The 18,505-nt window shown below is 62.0% G+C and carries 15 protein-coding genes; 5 read left to right on the top strand and 10 right to left on the bottom strand.

The window, feature by feature from the left end:
• Positions 1-57 precede the first annotated feature (57 nt).
• Positions 58-2,664, bottom strand: a complete 2,607-nt coding sequence (leuS, locus tag FBY02_RS19555; protein ID WP_144929865.1) for a leucine--tRNA ligase — start codon at positions 2,662-2,664, stop codon at positions 58-60.
• A 292-nt stretch (positions 2,665-2,956) separates the two neighbouring features.
• Between leuS and FBY02_RS19560 the strand changes: the two genes are divergently transcribed.
• The gene (locus tag FBY02_RS19560; protein ID WP_144929866.1) at positions 2,957-3,277 is read left to right on the top strand and encodes a hypothetical protein; all 321 of its coding nucleotides are present in this window, start codon (positions 2,957-2,959) and stop codon (positions 3,275-3,277) included.
• Positions 3,278-3,392: 115 nt separating this feature from the next.
• Complete coding sequence (locus tag FBY02_RS19565; RefSeq protein ID WP_144929867.1) at positions 3,393-4,157, top strand: YdcF family protein; 765 nt, start codon at positions 3,393-3,395, stop codon at positions 4,155-4,157.
• A 146-nt stretch (positions 4,158-4,303) separates the two neighbouring features.
• On the opposite strand, the gene lnt is transcribed toward FBY02_RS19565, so the two are convergent.
• From lnt to miaB, 5 genes are all read right to left on the bottom strand, one after another.
• Positions 4,304-5,827 carry an apolipoprotein N-acyltransferase gene (gene lnt / locus FBY02_RS19570; protein ID WP_144929868.1) on the bottom strand — a complete coding sequence of 508 codons (1,524 nt, stop codon included), beginning with the start codon at positions 5,825-5,827 and terminating at the stop codon, positions 4,304-4,306.
• Positions 5,828-5,854: 27 nt separating this feature from the next.
• Positions 5,855-6,694, bottom strand: a complete 840-nt coding sequence (locus FBY02_RS19575; RefSeq protein WP_024780845.1) for an HlyC/CorC family transporter — start codon at positions 6,692-6,694, stop codon at positions 5,855-5,857.
• A 40-nt stretch (positions 6,695-6,734) separates the two neighbouring features.
• Positions 6,735-7,193, bottom strand: a complete 459-nt coding sequence (ybeY, locus tag FBY02_RS19580) for an rRNA maturation RNase YbeY (protein WP_047702684.1) — start codon at positions 7,191-7,193, stop codon at positions 6,735-6,737.
• Complete coding sequence (locus tag FBY02_RS19585) at positions 7,186-8,193, bottom strand: PhoH family protein (RefSeq protein ID WP_144929869.1); 1,008 nt, start codon at positions 8,191-8,193, stop codon at positions 7,186-7,188. Before FBY02_RS19585 ends, ybeY begins: the two co-directional genes overlap by 8 nt.
• 217 nt (positions 8,194-8,410) lie before the next feature.
• Entirely contained in the window at positions 8,411-9,736 is a 1,326-nt protein-coding gene (gene miaB / locus FBY02_RS19590; protein ID WP_144929870.1) for a tRNA (N6-isopentenyl adenosine(37)-C2)-methylthiotransferase MiaB, read from the bottom strand.
• Between the two features lie 132 nt (positions 9,737-9,868).
• Between miaB and FBY02_RS19595 the strand changes: the two genes are divergently transcribed.
• A complete protein-coding gene (locus FBY02_RS19595; protein ID WP_024780849.1) occupies positions 9,869-10,198 on the top strand; it encodes a DUF1820 family protein in 330 nt (109 codons plus the stop codon).
• A 181-nt stretch (positions 10,199-10,379) separates the two neighbouring features.
• On the opposite strand, the gene FBY02_RS19600 is transcribed toward FBY02_RS19595, so the two are convergent.
• The 4 genes from FBY02_RS19600 to FBY02_RS19615 form a co-directional block, all read right to left on the bottom strand.
• Complete coding sequence (locus FBY02_RS19600; protein WP_144929871.1) at positions 10,380-10,934, bottom strand: tetratricopeptide repeat protein; 555 nt, start codon at positions 10,932-10,934, stop codon at positions 10,380-10,382.
• Between the two features lie 217 nt (positions 10,935-11,151).
• Positions 11,152-12,435, bottom strand: a complete 1,284-nt coding sequence (gene hemL, locus FBY02_RS19605; protein ID WP_144929872.1) for a glutamate-1-semialdehyde 2,1-aminomutase — start codon at positions 12,433-12,435, stop codon at positions 11,152-11,154.
• Positions 12,436-12,458: 23 nt separating this feature from the next.
• Positions 12,459-13,085, bottom strand: a complete 627-nt coding sequence (thiE, locus tag FBY02_RS19610) for a thiamine phosphate synthase (protein ID WP_144929873.1) — start codon at positions 13,083-13,085, stop codon at positions 12,459-12,461.
• Positions 13,086-13,130: 45 nt separating this feature from the next.
• Complete coding sequence (locus FBY02_RS19615) at positions 13,131-13,928, bottom strand: hydroxymethylpyrimidine/phosphomethylpyrimidine kinase (RefSeq protein WP_144929874.1); 798 nt, start codon at positions 13,926-13,928, stop codon at positions 13,131-13,133.
• A 301-nt stretch (positions 13,929-14,229) separates the two neighbouring features.
• Here FBY02_RS19615 and FBY02_RS19620 point away from each other — a divergent pair, with 301 nt between their 5' ends.
• Together FBY02_RS19620 and FBY02_RS19625 are read left to right on the top strand one after the other, a co-directional pair.
• Positions 14,230-16,614 carry a hybrid sensor histidine kinase/response regulator gene (locus FBY02_RS19620; RefSeq protein WP_144929875.1) on the top strand — a complete coding sequence of 795 codons (2,385 nt, stop codon included), beginning with the start codon at positions 14,230-14,232 and terminating at the stop codon, positions 16,612-16,614.
• 73 nt (positions 16,615-16,687) lie between these two features.
• A complete protein-coding gene (locus tag FBY02_RS19625; protein ID WP_144929876.1) occupies positions 16,688-18,337 on the top strand; it encodes an acyl-CoA dehydrogenase family protein in 1,650 nt (549 codons plus the stop codon).
• The last annotated feature ends 168 nt before the right edge of the window (positions 18,338-18,505 follow it).

Genomic DNA, 18,505 nt, shown 5'->3' on the forward strand with positions numbered 1-18,505 from the left:
GTGCGGCCCCGGCAGGTCATATTCGGCGCCTGGTCCATGACCGGGCGCCCGATCCAATTAGCTTGCGACGATGTTGACCAGTTTGCCGGGCACGACGATCACTTTACGGATCGTCAGGCCATCGACGAAGCGCAGCACGTTTTCATTGGTCCGTGCGGCCGCTTCGACTTCTTCGCGCGTTGCAGTGGCCGGCATGTCGATCTGACCGCGCAGCTTGCCGTTGACCTGGATGACCAGGGTCAGGCTGTCCTGCACCAGCGCGCTTTCATCCACCACCGGCCAGCCGGCGTCGATCACCGGAGAAGCGTGGCCCAGTTGGTTCCACAGTTCATGGCTAATGTGCGGTGTGATCGGAGCCAGCAACAGCGTCACGGCTTCCAGGCCTTCGTGAACCAGCGCGCGATCCTGTTCGGTCGCCTGCGCGGCTTTCTCCAGCACGTTCATCAGCGTCATCACCTGGGCGATGGCGGTGTTGAATTTGTGGTTCTGGCCGACATCATGGCTGGCCTGCTTGATGGCCAGGTGGATCGAGCGGCGAATGGCCTTCTGTTCGTCGTTCAGGCTCGCGACGTCCAGTTTGCCTGGCAGGCCTTGGACGACGTGAGCCTGGGCCAGGCGCCAGACACGCTTGAGGAAACGGTGCGAACCCTCGACGCCGGAGTCGGACCACTCCGCGCTCATGTCAGGTGGCGAGGCGAACATCATGAACAGGCGGCAGGTGTCTGCGCCGAACTGGTCGATCATCGACTGCGGATCGACGCCGTTGTTCTTCGACTTGGCCATCTTCTCGGTGCCACCGATCTCCACCGGCAGGCCGTCTGCGATCAGCTTGGCGCTGATGACCTTGGCCTTGCTGTCGCGTTCGAGTTCGACATCGGCCGGGTTGAACCAGGTGTAGGCACCGTTGGCTTCGCGACGGTAGTAGGTTTCGGCTACCACCATGCCCTGGGTCAGCAGATTCTTGAACGGCTCGTTGGAGCTCACCAGGCCTTCGTCACGCATCAGCTTGTGGAAGAAGCGCGCATAGAGCAGGTGGAGGATGGCGTGTTCGATGCCGCCGATGTACTGATCCACCGGCAACCAGTGGTCGGCGGCGGATTTTTCCACCAGGCCGCCTTCATAGTGCGGCGAGGCGTAGCGGGCGTAGTACCACGAGGACTCGACGAAGGTATCCATGGTGTCGGTTTCACGCTTGGCCGGAGCGCCGCATTTCGGGCAGTTGCACTCGTAGAATTCGGGCATGCGCGCAAGGGGCGAGCCGGCGCCGTCGGGAACGACGTCTTCCGGCAGGACCACGGGCAATTGATCTTCCGGTACCGGTACGTCACCACAGGTAGCGCAATGCACGATCGGGATCGGGCAGCCCCAGTAACGCTGGCGGCTGATGCCCCAGTCGCGCAGGCGGAACTGGGTGCGGGAAGCACCCAGGTTTTTCTTGATCAGGGCCACTTCGATGGCGTCGAACGCGCCGGCGAAATCCAGGCCGTCGAATTCACCGGAGTTGATCAGCTCGCCGTGTTCGCCATAGGCGTCCTGCCAGGGGGCCGGGGTCTGGTCACCGGCGCTGGTGCGGACCACGGTCTTGACCGGCAGGTTGTACTTGTGGGCGAACTCGAAATCGCGCTCGTCGTGGGCAGGTACCGCCATGACGGCGCCATCGCCGTAGTGCATCAGCACGTAGTTGGCGACCCACACCGGGAGTTTTTCGCCGGTCAGTGGGTGCTCGACGAACAGTGAGGTCGGTACACCTTTCTTTTCCTGGGTGGCGACGTCGGCTTCGGCGACGCTGCCGCCCTTGCATTCGGCGATGAACGCCTGCAGCGCGGGGTCGTTCTGCGCCGCCAGGGTCGCCAGCGGATGCTCGGCGGCCACGGCCACGTAGGTGGCGCCCATCAGGGTGTCCGGACGGGTGGTGAAGACCTTCAGGGTACCGGCCTCGCCGATGGAGGCGACGTCGTAGGGGAACTGCACTTCCATGCCCCGGGACTTGCCGATCCAGTTGCGCTGCATGGTCTTGACCTGCTCGGGCCAGCCGGTCAGTTCGTCGAGGCTCTCCAGCAGTTCATCCGCGTAGGCGGTGATCTTGAAGTAGTACATCGGGATTTCGCGCTTTTCGATCAGCGCGCCGGAGCGCCAGCCGCGACCGTCGATCACCTGCTCGTTGGCCAGTACGGTCTGGTCCACCGGGTCCCAGTTCACGGTGCCGTTCTTGCGGTAGATCACGCCTTTTTCGAACAGGCGGGTGAACAGCCATTGTTCCCAGCGGTAGTAGTCGGGCTTGCAGGTGGTGACTTCCCGGGACCAGTCCACCGCCAGGCCCAGGCTGCGCAGCTGGGATTTCATGTAGGCGATGTTTTCGTAGGTCCACTTGGCGGGCGCCACGTTGTTCTTCATCGCGGCGTTTTCCGCCGGCATGCCGAAGGCGTCCCAACCCATGGGTTGCAGGACGTTCTTGCCTTGCATGCGCTGGTAGCGGGAAATCACGTCGCCGATGGTGTAGTTGCGCACGTGCCCCATGTGCAGCTTGCCGCTGGGGTAAGGGAACATCGACAGGCAGTAGTAGGTTTCCTTGCCTGGCTGTTCACTGACTTCAAAGGACTTTTGCTCGTCCCAGAACGACTGGGCGGCGGCTTCGATTTCACGGGGCTGATAGTGTTCGTGCATGGCTACTTTTGTACTGAATGGGGTGGCCCAATCCTCTTCGTTGCCATGCTGGACGCAGACGACGCCGAATACGGCGCTTTCGATGCCCAGCGGAGCTGGAAGTGGAGTTACAGGAAGCGCCGTAGCATACATGACCGCGCTCGGCGGAGGGAAACCCTGATTGCGTGTCGGGCAGTGTCGACAGCCGGCGGTGCCGGGCGTTCAGGGCCGTTGGTCGCGGCGTCCTGTCGGTTTGCCCAGCGAAGCTAAGCTTCTGAGTGGGGAGTGAGTCTTATCTTCAATGAGGTGAGGGATGGTTGAATCACAACGAGAAGTCGCTACACCGGAGTTGTATGAAAAGCTGATCGATCGTCTCGGGGTGGCCCTGGACGCTGCAAGAACCGCCGGACGCTTGCGTGATGAACGTCCGGCAGAGCTGGAACTGCGTGGCTTGAGCCCCGCAGAGTTCGAACTGGTCAGGGCTTACCTCGAACAGGTCGGACATCAGGCCCGCACAAGCGGGGCCCAGGTACTCCAGCGTCTTGATGCGCCCCGTTCGGCCAAGGTTGTCTGGCTCAAGGATCGGACGCCCGACAAGGATGCTGTAAAAGTCCGGTCGCTACAGTTCAAGTAAAGCCGGATTCACGCGTTGCGCTTTTTTGGTCCAAGCTTTTGATTCAGGTTTCTTTCGAATCAGTTGTCGCTTTGCGTCAACCCACCTAGGCTTCGGGCATCTCTGGAGATGCCCGATGCCATTTCGCTATTTCATCAAACAATTGCTACTGCCGCCCGGCATTCTTTTGCTGCTGTTGGTGCTTGCCTGGTGGTGGCGCAATTCCCGGCCGCGCCTGGCGCGCCTGTGTTTTATCGTCGGCTTGGGCGGTTTCTGGCTGATGAGCCTGCCCGTGGTGGTGCAATGGGGCGCCAAGGCGCTGGAGCGCCAGCCGCCACTGTCTCGCAGTGAATGGGCGACCCTGGCCCAGCGTGCCGATGCCATCGTGATACTGGGATCGGGCCGTGAGCGTGGCGACCTGGCCTGGGGCGCCGCCGACCAGCCCACCGGTGTCGGCCTGGAGCGCCAGCGTTATGCGGCGCGGTTGGCCAAGGCATCAGGGTTGCCGGTGCTGGTGACCGGTGGTTTGCACTATGGCACCCCGCCCAGTGAAGCGAAGTTGATGGCCGATTCGATGTTGGATGATTTTGGCGTCACTGTGCGTTGGCAAGAGGGGCTCAGCCGTACCACTTGGGAAAACGCGCAGATGAGCGCCGGGATCCTCCACCCGGAAGGGATCCGTCGCGTCGTGGTGGTGACCCAGGCTTGGCATATGCCAAGGGCGGTCTGGAGTTTCGAGCGTGCTGGGTTTGAAGTACTGCCGGCGCCGGTGGGCTTCCTGGGACAGGACAACGCCCGGCCGCTGGGCGGTTGGATGCCGGAGTTCAAGTCGATCTGGCAGTCCGGGCAATTGCTGAATGAGGCGGCGGGGTTGGTGGGGTATTGGGTGTTTTACCGCTGAGGTGTTACCGGATCATTCCCACGCTCCTGCGTGGGAATGCCTCAAGGGACGCTCTGCGTTCCAAATCGGGCTGGCGTCGGCCGCCAATGTGACGCGGAGCGTCACGGGCTGTATTCCCACGCGGAGCGTGGGAACGATCAAAAACCTTAAACGGTCTTGGCGATCCTGCTGGTCACCAACGCCCAACCCAGCAGCAACACACACAGGATGATCAACGGCCACGACCGCCATTGCAGATACGGCGTCAATTCGTGCATCGGCACCACTTCGCCGTACAGGATGCCGCGTTCGAATTGCGGGATCCGCGCGGTGATCTGACCGAAGGGGTTGATCAGGCCGGTCACGCCGTTGTTGGTGGCGCGAATCATCCAGCGACCGGCTTCGAGGGCGCGCATCTGGGCCATTTGCAAGTGCTGCAGCGGGCCGATCGAGGTACCGAACCAGGTGTCATTGCTGATGGTCAGCAGCAGGTCGCTGCGGGCCGAGAGGCCGGCGGCAAACTCCGGGTACACCACTTCATAGCAGATGAACGGCGCAATCTGGTAACCCTTGGCCTGCAGCAACGGCTGATCGGCCGGCCCCCGGGCGAAGTCCGACATGGGCAGGTCGAAGAAGGCGATCAGCCCGCGCAACAGGTCCTGCAGGGGCACGTACTCGCCGAACGGCACCAGTTTCTGCTTCAGGTAAGTACCGTCGCCTTCGCCGGTCACGGTGATGCCATTGAAGTAGCGTTTCTCATGCCTTACCAGTTGGCGAATCGGTACGCCGGTGATCAACGCCGAATGCCGCTCGGCAGCGAAACTGCCCATCATGTCCAGGTAGCCCTGGGCAGAGTCCTTGAGCACCGGGACCGCGGTTTCCGGCCAGATCAGCAAGTCGACGCGCTTGGAGGTAAAGCTCATATCGCGATACAGCGCCAGTTGAGCATTGAGCTGCTCGGGATCCCACTTCATGCTCTGTTCGATGTTGCCCTGGATGGCGGCAACGCTGAGCGGGTTGCCCGAGGGGCTGGTCCAGGCATGGCCCTTGAGCGCCATGCCGGCTGCCCATGGGCCGATCAGCAGGCCCACGCCCGCCGCGATAAAGCCCTTGCGTCCGGTGCGGATCAGGCGAGGGGCGTTGTACAGCAGCGCGGCAGTCAGGGCCAGGGTAAAGGAAATCAGCCACATCCCACCCACCGGCGCGAGACCGGCCAAGGGGCCGTCAAGCTGGCTATAACCGGAATAGAGCCATGGAAAGCCGGTGAGGAACCAACCGCGAAAGGCTTCCTGGCCCAACCACAGTGCGGCGAATGCCAAGGCGTCGGCCAACGGGGCTTCGTTACGGCGCAGCCAGCGCGCCCACAGCCAGGCGGGCAGGGCGAAAAACCAGGCGATGGCGGCCACGAACAGCAACATCAACAGCCCGGCGAGCAGTACCGAGGCGCCGCCGAAATTATGGATGCTGACGTAGATCCAACTGGTGCCGGCGCCAAACAGGCCAAAACCGAAGCACCAGCCCCGACCCAGGGCCTGGCGCGGCGAGAGTTCGCGCAACCCGGCATAGAACAGCCCGACGGCCAGCAGTGCCAGCGGCCATATATCGAATGGCGCCAGGGCCAGGGTGGTGATCGCACCGGCCGCCACGGCCAGCAGGTTACCGGGCCAGCCGGGGCGGGTTATCCAGCGCATGTGTATCCTTAGCGGGTCTCGCAGGGGTTAACGGCCAATGGGTGACAGGCGCAACAGGTGGATCCGGCGGCTGTCGGCGTTCAGGATGCGGAAGCGCCACGAGCCGATTTCCGTGGTTTCGTTGCGCTTGGGCAGGTGTCCGAATGCGCTCATCACCAGGCCGCCGACGGTGTCGAACTCGTCGTCGGAGAATTGGCTGTCGAAGAATTCGTTGAAGTTCTCGATCGGCGTCAGGGCCTTGATCAGGAAGTCGCCGCTGGGCAGCGGCTTGATGTAGCTGTCTTCCTCGACATCGTGCTCGTCCTCGATGTCACCGACGATCTGCTCGAGCACGTCCTCGATGGTGACCAGCCCGGCCACGCCGCCGTACTCGTCGATGACGATGGCCATATGGTTGTGGTTGGCGCGGAACTCACGCAGCAGCACGTTCAGGCGCTTGGACTCGGGCACGAAGGTGGCCGGGCGCAGCAAGTCCTTGATATTGAAACTGTCGCCGTTCTCTTGGAGGATCAGCGGCAACAGATCCTTGGCCAGCAGCACGCCCATGACGTCGTCATGGCTCTCGCCGATCACCGGATAGCGCGAATGGGCGGAGTCGACCACGGCAGGCAGGAATTCGCGGGGTGTCTGGGTCGCCTTGATGCTGACCATCTGCGAGCGCGGCACCATGATGTCCCGTACTTGCAGGTCTGCGACCTGGATGGCGCCTTCGACGATGGCCAGCGCTTCGCTGTCCAGCAGCTTGTTCTGGTGTGCATCGCGCAGCAGCTCCAGCAGCTCCTGGCGGTTTTTCGGCTCATGGGCAAAAGCCTGGGTGAGCTTGCCCAGCCATGACTTCTGCCCGTTGCTCGATCGATCTTCGCTCATAGCGATTACTCTGAATCCTTTGTCGTTACAGGTTGATGTATCAGTGCTCGTCGCCGGCGTAGGGGTCGGCATGACCCAGCTCTGCAAGCAACGTTCGTTCCAGTGCTTCCATTTCTTCGGCTTCGTCATCTTCGATATGGTCGTAACCAAGCAGATGCAAGCAGCCGTGAATGACCAGATGGGCCCAGTGGGCCTCGGAAGGTTTGCCTTGTTCCGTGGCTTCGCGCTCCACCACCGGGACGCAGATCACCAGATCCCCCAGCAGCGGGATGTCGAGCAGTTCGTCGGGCACGTCGGCGGGGAAGGACAGTACGTTGGTCGCGTAGTCTTTCTGCCGCCAGGTATGGTTCAGCTCCCGACCTTCGGGTTCGTCCACCAGGCGGATCGTCAGCTCCGAATCGGCGCTGCGTTGGCGCAGGGCCAGTTCGCACCACTGGCGGAACTGGACTTCGCTGGGGACGGCATGTGCGCTGGCCAGTTGCAGGTCAAGTTCAAGCATCTTGGCGGCTGCCTTTGCTTTCGTGCAGGTCCTCGGCGCGCTGCTCGAAGCGCTCGTAGGCTTCGACGATGCGTTGCACCAATGGATGGCGCACGACGTCCTTGGGCAGGAAATGCGTGAAACTGATACCCGGCACGTCCTTGAGCACCTGGATCACGTGGTTCAGCCCGGACTTGGTGCCGCGGGGCAGGTCGACCTGTGTGATGTCCCCGGTGATGACGGCGGTGGAACCGAAACCTATCCGGGTCAGGAACATCTTCATTTGTTCGACGGTGGTGTTCTGGCTTTCGTCGAGGATGATGAAGCTGTTGTTCAGGGTCCGGCCACGCATGTAGGCCAGCGGCGCGACCTCGATGACCTGGCGTTCGATCAGCTTGGCGACGTATTCGAAGCCGAGCATTTCATACAGCGCGTCATAGAGCGGGCGCAGGTACGGGTCGATTTTCTGGGTCAGGTCGCCGGGCAGGAAGCCGAGTTTTTCCCCGGCTTCGACCGCCGGGCGCACCAGCAGGATGCGTCGCACCTGCTCGCGCTCCAGGGCATCGACTGCGCAGGCCACGGCCAGGTAGGTCTTGCCCGTACCGGCCGGGCCGATACCGAAATTGATATCGTTGCCGAGGATTTCCTTCACGTAGCGTTGCTGATTCAAGCCGCGAGGGCGAATCATGCCTTTCTTCGTGCGCAGGGCCACGGCAGGTTCCGCCGGGGCGTGGTTGTCGAGCTCTTCGAGGGCCGATTCCTGCAGGAACAGGTGGACAGTGTCCGGCGACAGCTCGCTTCCCTTGGTTTCCCGGTAGAGGCGGCGCAGCAGGTTTTCCGCGGAGGTGGTGTGCTTGGGTTCGCCGATCAGCTCGAACTGGTTTCCGCGGTTGCGGATCTCGATGGCCAGGCGCTGTTCGATCAAGCGCAGATGCTCGTCGAATTGCCCGCACAGATTGGCGAAGCGGCGAGCCTCAAAGGGCTCCAGAATGAAACGATGGGGTTCGATGGGTGCGTTCAAGGTCGTTTTTAGCCGCCCAGGGGCAATTGAGATGAAATCAAGGATAACGCCAGTAGGCTGGGTGCGAAAGCTCTGTAAGCGGCGACGATCTGATTTTGGCGACCGGCGCAGTCCCTGTGGGAGCGGGCTTGCTCGCGAAGGCGGTGTGTCAGACAGCTCAGTGTTGAATTCCAAACCGCTTTCGCGAGCAAGCCCGCTCCCACAGGTGAGTGCTTTACTAGAGCAACGAGCCGCGCAGGGAGTGCGGTTGCGCGGAGTCGATGTGCACGTCGGCGAACTGGCCGATCAGGGCCGGGGTGTCGCAGCGGAAATTGACGATGCGATTGTTTTCGGTCCGGCCTTGCAGCTCGCCCGGGTCTTTTTTCGAATAATCGGTGACCAGAATCCGCTGGACGGAACCGACCATTTGTCGGCTGATCTCGAAACCCTGCTGGTTCAGACGATGTTGCAGGGCATTGAGCCGTTCTTTTTTCAGCTCTTCGGGGGTGTCGTCCGCCAGGTCTGCCGCCGGGGTGCCGGGGCGCTGGCTGTAAACGAACGAGTAGGAGAAGTCGAACCCCACGTCTTCGATCAGCTTCATGGTCTGTTGGAAGTCTTTCTCGGTTTCGCCGGGAAAGCCCACGATGAAGTCCGAACTGATGCAGATCCCCGGCACCGCTGCCCGCAGCTTGCGCAGTTTGGATTTGTATTCCAGCGCCGTGTGGTTGCGCTTCATGGCGGCCAGGATCCGGTCGGAGCCCGATTGCACCGGCAGGTGCAGGTGCTTGACCAGTTCGGGGACCTCGGCGTGGGCGCGGATCAGGCTGTCGGAGAACTCCAGCGGATGGGAGGTGGTGTAGCGAATGCGATCGATGCCGTCCACCGCCGCCACCACGCGGATAAGCTCGGCGAGGTCCGCCAGCCGTCCGTCGTGGGTCAGGCCGCGATAGCCGTTGACGTTCTGCCCCAGCAATGTCACTTCCCGCACGCCGTTTTCCGCCAGGTGGATGATCTCGGCGATCACGTCGTCGAAAGGGCGGCTGACTTCTTCGCCCCGGGTATAGGGCACCACGCAGAATGTGCAGTACTTGCTGCAGCCTTCCATGACCGAGACATAGGCGCTCGGGCCATCGATACGCGGCTCTGGCAGGTGGTCGAATTTTTCGATTTCCGGGAACGAAACGTCCACCTGCGGCAGCTTGGTGACACGGGCCGCGTCGATCATCTCCGGCAGCCGGTGCAGGGTCTGCGGGCCAAAGACCACGTCCACGTAGGGGGCACGGTCACGAATGGCGGCGCCTTCCTGGCTGGCCACGCAACCGCCTACGGCGATGACCATTTCCGGATTGGCCAGCTTCAGTTCGCGCCAGCGGCCGAGCTGGGAATAGACCCGGTCCTGGGCGCGTTCGCGGATCGAACAGGTGTTGAGCAGGATCACGTCCGCGTCTTCGGCGCGTGCAGTGACTTCCAGGGCCTGGTGTTCACCCAGCAGATCGACCATGCGCGAGCTGTCGTACTCGTTCATCTGGCAACCGTGGGTTTCGATGTAAAGCTTCTTGGCCATGGAGGGGTCATCACGTGATTCAAAGAACCGCGCATTATAGGGAACAAGTCCCGCGGTTCCTACCGCTGTGCGAGCAGTGGCTATGCTATAGTTCGCGCCCTCATTTTTACCTGCCGATGTGTTTCGCCCGCCATGACCAAACGTGAAGCTCCAATCTACAAGGTGATTTTCCTCAATCAGGGCCAGGTGTTCGAAATGTACGCCAAGCAGATCTATCAAAGTGATCTGTGGGGCTTCCTGGAAGTGGAAGAGTTCGTCTTTGGCGAGCGCACGCAAGTGGTCGTCGACCCGAGCGAAGAAAAGCTCAAGGCCCAGTTCGAAGGCGTGGTGCGCAGCTTCGTGCCGATGCATTCGATCGTGCGCATCGACGAAGTCGAGCGCCTGGGCACCCCGAAAATCAGCGAAGCCCGCGGTACGGTCGGCAATGTGATGCCGTTTCCGATGCCGATGCCTGAGAAGTAAGACCAGACGCTAAAAGAATGAAGCCGAGCAGTACCTGTGGCGAGGGGATTTATCCCCGTTGGGCTGCGGAGCAGCCCTAAGATTCTGTACCTCGGTGGGTCAGGCTAATGGCATCGGCTGTTGGGGCTGCTTTGCAGCCCAGCGGGGATAAATCCCCTCGCCACAGCAGGCCGGGGTAGATTCAGGGCAGCGGCGAGAAGGGCGTACGCCCGTCGGCGTTCTGCAGTTCCATCAGGTATTTGCGGAAGATTTGCCCCAGCACCTGGGTCGCCACTTCCAGTTCGTCACGAGGCATCTGCTCGGCGACTTCGTCGGCGGTGTCCAGCGCATCTTCAGCGCCGTTAACGGCCGCCATCTTCAGCACGATGTAGGCCTGGACGTTATTGGCGGGTACGCCTTCGCCATGGAAGAACATGCCACCCAGCTTGAATTGCGCCTGGGCATGGCCCTGCAGCGAGGCTTTTTCGAAATAGTTGAGGGCTTGCTTGAGGTCCCGTGGCACGGCCTTGCCTTCGTAGTAGAACTCGCCCAACTCGTATTGCGCTTGTGCGTCACCGGCATCCGCTGCTTTTTGACAGGCGTCGAGTGCCGGTGCGAGATCTTGTGGCTGGGTATTGAGCGTGCAACGGCCCACCGCCGGGATCAACAACGAGTTGCCGCCTGCCTGTGCATTCGCGAGCAGCGGCTGAAGGAGCAACAGGCAGCCCAGGGCAAGGGTGCGGCCGGTGCGGTTCATGGGAATCGACTTACCTCTGAGGGGCGCGCGGACCCTCCGGGGGATCCAATAAGCGCGCATTATGAAATAAGCAGGGCCATCCTTACAAAGTCTTTACTCGTTTTTCTGCTCCCAGAGCATGTCGATGGCTGCTTTATAGATCAATACGTAGGAAAAAAGACAAAGCGTGTCGTTAATCACTGACGCCGGCGTCAGCCAGCGTCAGTTATCCACAGGCTTATTTCATAGCGGCGAAGGCCCGTTCGGCCGCGTCGAGGGTGATCTTCAACTCGGCCTCGCCATGGGCGATGGAGGTGAAGCCGGCTTCGAACGCGCTCGGCGCCAGGTAGACGCCGCCCTCGAGCATCAGGTGGAAGAAGCGCTTGAAGCGATCCGCGTCACTGGCCATCACGTCTTCGAACGTCACGATGTCGTCGGCGCCACTGAAGTACAGGCCGAACATGCCGCCGGCCTGGGTGGTCACGAACGGGATGCCGGCCGCATCGGCGCGAATCTGCAGGCCGTCGAGCAGGCGGGTGGTGAAGTCGGTCAGCTCGGCATGGAAGCCGGGTCGGCTGATCAGGCGCAGCGTGGTCAGGCCGGCGGCCATGGCCAGCGGGTTACCCGACAGCGTGCCGGCCTGGTAGACCGGGCCCAGTGGCGCGATGCATTCCATGATGGCGCGCTTGCCGCCGAAGCAGCCCACCGGCATGCCGCCGCCGATGATCTTGCCGAAGGTGCTCAGGTCCGGCGTCACGCCGTAGTGGGCCTGGGCGCCGCCGAGAGCGACACGGAAACCGGTCATCACTTCGTCGAAGATCAAGACCACGCCGTGTTTATCGCACAGGCTGCGCAAGCCTTCGAGGAAGCCTGGCGCCGGCGGTACGCAGTTCATGTTGCCGGCCACTGGCTCGACGATGATGCAGGCCACTTCCTGACCGACGTCGGCAAGCATCTTTTCGACCTCTTCGAGATCGTTGAACGGCAGGGTCAGAGTGTGCTTGGCGAATGCCGCCGGTACACCGGCCGAGCTCGGCACGCCCTGGGTGAGCGCGCCGGAGCCGGCCTTGACCAGCAGGCTGTCGGAGTGACCGTGGTAGCAGCCTTCGAACTTGATGATGCTGTCGCGGCCGGTGTAGCCCCGCGCCAGGCGGATCGCGCTCATGGTCGCCTCGGTGCCGGAGCTGACCATCCGCACCATTTCCATCGATGGCACGATGGCGCAGACCAGGTCGGCCATTTCGGTTTCCATGGCAGTCGGGGCGCCGTAGGAGAGGCCGTGTTCCAGCTGCCTGCGCACGGCGTCCAGCACGTCCGGGTGGCTGTGGCCCAGGATCATCGGACCCCAGGAACCCACGTAATCCACATAGCGCTTGTCGTCTTCGTCCGTTACATAAGCGCCTTCGGCGTGTTTGAAGAACAACGGGGTACCGCCGACGCTCTTGAACGCACGAACGGGCGAGTTCACACCGCCGGGGATATGTTTTTGGGCGTTGGCAAACAGGGTTTCGGAACGGGACATGGTCAGTCTCTCGAAAACGGAAATTATTTGATCTTCAACAGATCGTTGAATGCGCGGGCACGGCGCGTCACTTCATGAGTGCTGTCGGCGCCGAATAGGCCATGGACCACTGCCAGCAGATCGACACCATGGGCCACCAACGGGGCGGCGTTCTCCAGGGTGATGCCGCCGATGGCACATATCGGTACATGCAGTTTGAGGCGGGCTTGTTCGAGCAGTTCAAGGTTGGCGCTGGGTGCGCCGGGCTTGGTGTTGGAATTGAAGAAGCGGCCGAAGGCGACGTAGCTCGCGCCTTCGGCGGCGGCCCGTGCAGCCAGTTCCAGGCTGGCGTGGCAGGTCGACCCGATGATCGCCTTGTGCCCGAGCAATGCCCGCACCGGCGCCAACGGCCCATCGGTTTGTCCCAGGTGCACGCCGACGCCCAGGCGCGCGGCCAGTTCGGCGTCGTCGTTGATGATCAACCGGGTCTTGTAGCGCTCGCACAGGTCACGCAGGGCTTCGGCTTCGCGCAGGCGTCGGGCCTCGTCGCTGCTTTTATCGCGGTATTGCAGCAGGGTGACGCCGCCTTCCAGTGCCGCTTCTACGTAGGCGAGGAATTTACCGGCCAGCAACTGGCTATCAGTGATGGCATAGAGGCCACGTAATTTCATTCCACTGCCCTCTGTTTCTGGCAAAAAATGTGACTGGCAAAAATGTTACGAGCAGAAATCCAGCGGCAGGCGACGTGGCACGAACTGGCCTTTGCCCAGTTTTTCGGCATCGCGCAGGGTGCGCCAGGTGTAGTCCAGGGCGCTGCGCACGGCGCTGGCGAGCTGTTCGCCCTGGGCCAATCGACCGGCCAGGGCGCTGGCCAGGGTGCAGCCGGAACCATGGTAGCTGCCGGGCAAGCGCTGGCAGGTAAATGTCTCGCGGCGACCGTCACGGCTGTACAGGCGATTATGGACTTCATGTTCGTCGCCATGCCCGCCGGTGATCAACAGGTGTTTGACGAAGGGCAGCAGTTTTTCGGCGCACTCATCGGCGCTGCCCTCGGGCAGTTCGGCGAGGATGCGGGCTTCCGGCAGGTTCGGGGTGGCAATGATCGACAAAGGCAACAGGCGTTCGCGCATGGCATAGCCGACTTCATCCTTGCCCAGGCGACCACCGCCGCCGGCGCGCAGCACCGGGTCGCAGACCGTCGGCAAATGCGGATGCGCCTGGAGCAGTTCGACCACGGTGTCGACCATCTCCAGGGATCCGAGCATGCCCAGCTTGACCGCCGCCACCGACGAATCGTTGAGCACGGCATTGGCTTGCGCCAGGACCCACTCGCGATCGAGTACGCGGAAGTCGCTTACGTTCACCGTGTCTTGCACGGTTAGCGCTGTAACGGCCGGGGCGGCATGGCAACCCTGGGCGAGCAGGGCTTCGATATCTGCCTGCAAGCCGGCGCCACCACTGGGGTCGTGGCCGGAGAGACAGAGGACAACGGGACGAGAGCTGTAGATATTCATGGTGCGCGAGCTTACCACCAAACCTCTTCGGTCGGCGCCACCGTTAAATTTCCCGGCCATTGGGTAAGCGTGTGCCGACGCAGCGTGGCTCCTTGGCTCGAAGCAACAGCTCTATCTCAATGCTTTGCTCTGGAACGCCCGTTCTAGAGCCTTCTGTCGGAGAAATTTCAATGGTGCAAGTTGGCCATCAACGGCTATGCTAAGGATGGATCCAACTCAATAACAGGTAATGCCGGCTTTACGTCTACTCAGGGAATGGGGGGCTTCCTGACTCAACCGGACAGGCCACGCTGGGGCTTAAATGCGCTATTTGCTGATGTTGCTGCTGTGCTTGTCCCCCCTGGCAAGTGCCCTCGAATTCGATGAGTCCACCCAAAGCCTGCCGCTGGGCCAGGCGCTGCAAGTATTCGAAGACGCAAATGGCACCGCCACCATCGACGACGTGCTGGCCGAGGCCGCAGCCGGTCGCTTCAAGTCCCAGGACAAGGAAACGCTGAATGCCGGTTACTCGCGGTCGGCGTTCTGGTTGAAAATCGACCTTCACTACCGCCCACACAATGTGGATGCCCAGCGCACCTGGTTGTTGGAGCTGGCCTATCCGCCATTGGATCACCTCGATCTGTATCTGCCTGATGTCGGCGGCGTTTATCGCCTGGTCCGCCAGACCGGCGATGCGCTGCCGTTCGGCGCCCGGGAAATTCGTCAGAACAGCTACCTGTTCAGCCTCGATTTTATCCCCGATCAGCACCAGGTCGTTTATCTGCGCCTGCAGAGCGAGGGATCGATCCAGGCGCCGCTGACGCTCTGGTCCAGCACTGCTTTTCTCGAACAGCAGCCGGTGCGCTTGTATGTGCTGGGGATCATCTATGGCGTACTGCTGGGCATGCTGGTGTACAACCTGTTCATCTACCTCAGTGTGCGGGACACCAGTTACCTCTATTACATCGTCTACATTGCCTCGTTCGGCCTGTACCAGTTGTCGGTCAACGGTGCCGCCGCCGAGTATTTCTGGCCGGACAATCCCTGGTGGACCAACGCCGCGACACCGTTCTTCATTGGCTGCGCGGGTCTGTTCGGCAGCCAGTTTGCCCGCAGCTTCCTGCAAACCGGCCAACATAGCCGTTGGCTCGATCGCCTGCTGTTGGGGCTGATCGTCTTCAGCGCAGGGGTGGTGGGGCTGTCGCTGATGGCCAGCTACGCCCTGGCACTACGCCTGGCGACGGCGTTGGCGCTGGTGTTCACCGTGGTGATTTTTGCCGCCGGCCTGTTCGCCTGGTGGCGTGGGCTGAGGGTGGCGCGTTACTTCATCATTGCCTGGTCGGCCTTCTTGCTGGGAGGCATCGTCAACACCCTGATGGTGCTTGGTTACCTGCCAAATGTGTTCCTGACCATGTACGCCAGCCAGATCGGCTCGGCCATCGAAGTGGCGTTGTTGTCCCTGGCCCTGGCCGACCGCATCAATGCCATGCGCGAGCAACAGGCCCAGACCCTGCTGGATGCCGGGCAGAAGCTGGAAGTGCTCAACCAGCAACTGGCCCATGGCAACAAGCTCAAGGACGAGTTTCTCGCGACCCTGACCCATGAACTGCGCACGCCCATGAATGGCGTAATTGGCTCGCTGGAGTTGATGGAAACCGTCGAGATGGACGAGGAACTGACCCAGTACCAACAGACCGCCGCTGGTTCGGCGCGGGATATGATGCGCATGGTCAACGGCATGCTGACCCTCACGGAATTGCAGGCCGGCAAGCTCAAGGTCAATCCGGCGCCGTTCAGCCTGCGCGGGGTGATCGATGTCCTGCAGGTGCAGTTCGCGGCCACTGCCCAGGCCAAGGGCCTGGATTTCAAGGTCGAGATGGCGCCGGGGCTGGCGGATCGACTGCTTGGTGACAGCTGCAAACTGACCCAGTGCCTGGAATGCCTGCTGGACAACGCCATCAAGTTTACCCGGGTGGGCGGCCTGGCCCTGCGAGTCAGCGGCAAGCCAATGGAACATGATCGCTGGGGGGTGTCCTTTGCCGTGACCGACACCGGGATCGGTTTCACCGACCTGGGCGAGGCGACCTTGTACCAGCGCTTCTTCCAGCTCGACGGCTCCATGACTCGTGAGTACGGCGGCCTGGGCGTGGGCCTGGCGATTTGCAGGCAACTGGTGGGCTTGCTGGGCGGACGCCTGACCCATTCCTCCGAGCCCGGGCGCGGCAGCCGTTTCCAGCTGGACATCGAGTTTGAAATGGCCTTGCCGATGCCGGGCCCCACGCCGTTTCCGTTCAACAGAAGGCACGGTAGCCGTCAGCCCCAGGACTGTACGGTGTTGCTGGCCGATGACGACAGCATCGATCAACTGGTCATGCGCGGCATGCTGCTCAAGCTGGGCTACCGGGTGCGCACCGCCGACAGTGGCCATGGGGCGCTGGAGATGTTGCGGAACGAGCGTTTCGACGCTGTAGTACTCGATTGCCAGTCGCCACCGTTGGACGGCGTGTCGGTCTGTTGCCAGATCCGTACCCTGGCCGGCTGTGAGGATTTGCCGGTGCTGGTGGTCGCTCCGAACCTGGACCCGAATGGTTGCCCGGCGGGCGCGTTGGTCGATTACCTGGGTAAACCAGTGAAATTCGAGGTTCTGCAGGCGATTTTGCAGCGTCGTGTGTTGTGTCCGAGACAGGGTGAAAGCGCCGACATTTAGGCGGGTATGACACTTTGTTAAGCCTGGAGGCGGTGCTTAACTGGTTCCTGCTGGCCGACCGAGGAGCCCCGTCATGAACCTGCACCAGTTCGCCGAAACCCACGATGTCACCAATCAGCCGCCCTCCCTGGACGGCGCCAATCTGTACCGCATCGACTTGCCACTGCAGCAATGGTCACAGCGTTTCGGTGCCGGCTGGGCCCAGGCACGGATCGATGAATACGGTGGGTTGGCCGGTGGGCCGCTGATGGAGGCAGGGTTCCTGGCCAACCAGAATAAGCCGGTGTTTTCCAGCCATGACCGCTATGGTCATCGCATCGATCTGGTGGAATTTCATCCGGCTTATCATCAGTTGATGCGGACCGCCATCGAACATGGCCTGCCCAGCCTGCCCTGGGCCCATCCGCAACCCGGTGCCCACGTGGCCCGGGCTTCGATGACGTATCTGCACAGCCAGGCCGAAGCCGGCACGGGCTGCCCGCTGACCATGACCTTTGCCAGCGTCCCGGCGCTGCGCCTGCAACCGGATCTGGCCGAGCGCTGGCTGCCGAAAGTGCTCGCCACCGAGTATGACCCGCGCAATGTCGGCATGGCCCACAAGACCGGGGTCACCCTTGGCATGGCCATGACCGAGAAACAGGGCGGTACCGATGTGCGGGCCAATACCACCAAGGCTTTTCCGGTGGGCGCCCGGGGGCCGGGCCAGGCCTATGAACTGGTAGGCCACAAGTGGTTCTGTTCGGCGCCGATGTGCGATGCCTTCCTGACCCTGGCCCAGACCGACAAGGGGCTGACCTGTTTCCTGCTGCCGCGCCATCGTCCGGACGACACCCGCAACCAGTTCTACATCCAGCGCCTGAAAAACAAGCTGGGCAACTGTTCCAATGCTTCCAGCGAAGTCGAGTTCCGCGGTGCCCTGGCCTGGATGGTCGGTGAGGAAGGGCGAGGCGTGCCGACCATTATCGAGATGGTCGCCATGACCCGCTTCGATTGCATGGTCGGCTCCAGCGCCCTGATGCGCCAGGCTCTGACCCAGGCCAGCCATCACTGCGCTCATCGCACCGTCGGCGGCAAGCTGTTGAGTGAGCAGCCCTTGATGCAAAACGTGCTGGCCGACCTGGCGCTGGAAAGCGAGTCCGCGTTGGCCTTGAGTTTGCGCATGGGCCGGGCGCTGGATCATTTGAGTGACGAGCACGAAGCCAAGTTCGCCCGGCTGGTGACGGCGGTTGGCAAGTACTGGATCTGCAAGCGCGCCCCCGCGATGATCAATGAAGCCGCCGAGTGCATGGGCGGTGCCGGGTATGTCGAAGACAGCATCCTGCCGCGCCTGTACCGGGAGGCGCCGGTCAATTCGACGTGGGAAGGTTCTGGCAATGTGCAATGCCTCGACGTGTTGCGAGCCCTGTCCAAGGAGCCCGGGGTGCTTGAGGTGCTGTTTAGCGAATTGGGTGACGGTCATGGCGATAAACGCCTGGCTGGCCATATCAATCAACTGCATGGGACGTTCAAGGACACCGGCGACATCCAGTACCGCGCCCGACAGTTGACCGAAGACATCGCCGTGGGCCTGCAAGCCCGGTTGTTGCTCGAGGCGGGGAACAGTGAGGTCAGCGATGCTTTTATTGCCAGCCGCCTGGGCTCGACTGGTCGGGTCTACGGTGCCTTGCCGCGAGGCCTGAATGTGGAAGCCATCGTGACGCGCTCGACCCCGCAGGGTTTCTGAAAGTCTGCGACAAGCACCACCTCCTTGTGGGAGCGAGCCTGCTCGCGAAGGCGTCGGCACATCCAGCATCGATGCAAGCTGGCCCACCGCTATCGCGAGCAAGGCTCGTTCCCACAGGGGGAATGGTGTGCGCGACAGGCTGCGGGTGCCTTCGGTCAGGGTGGGTGT

This window comes from Pseudomonas sp. SJZ078 (genome assembly GCF_007828255.1).
Lineage (GTDB): Bacteria > Pseudomonadota > Gammaproteobacteria > Pseudomonadales > Pseudomonadaceae > Aquipseudomonas.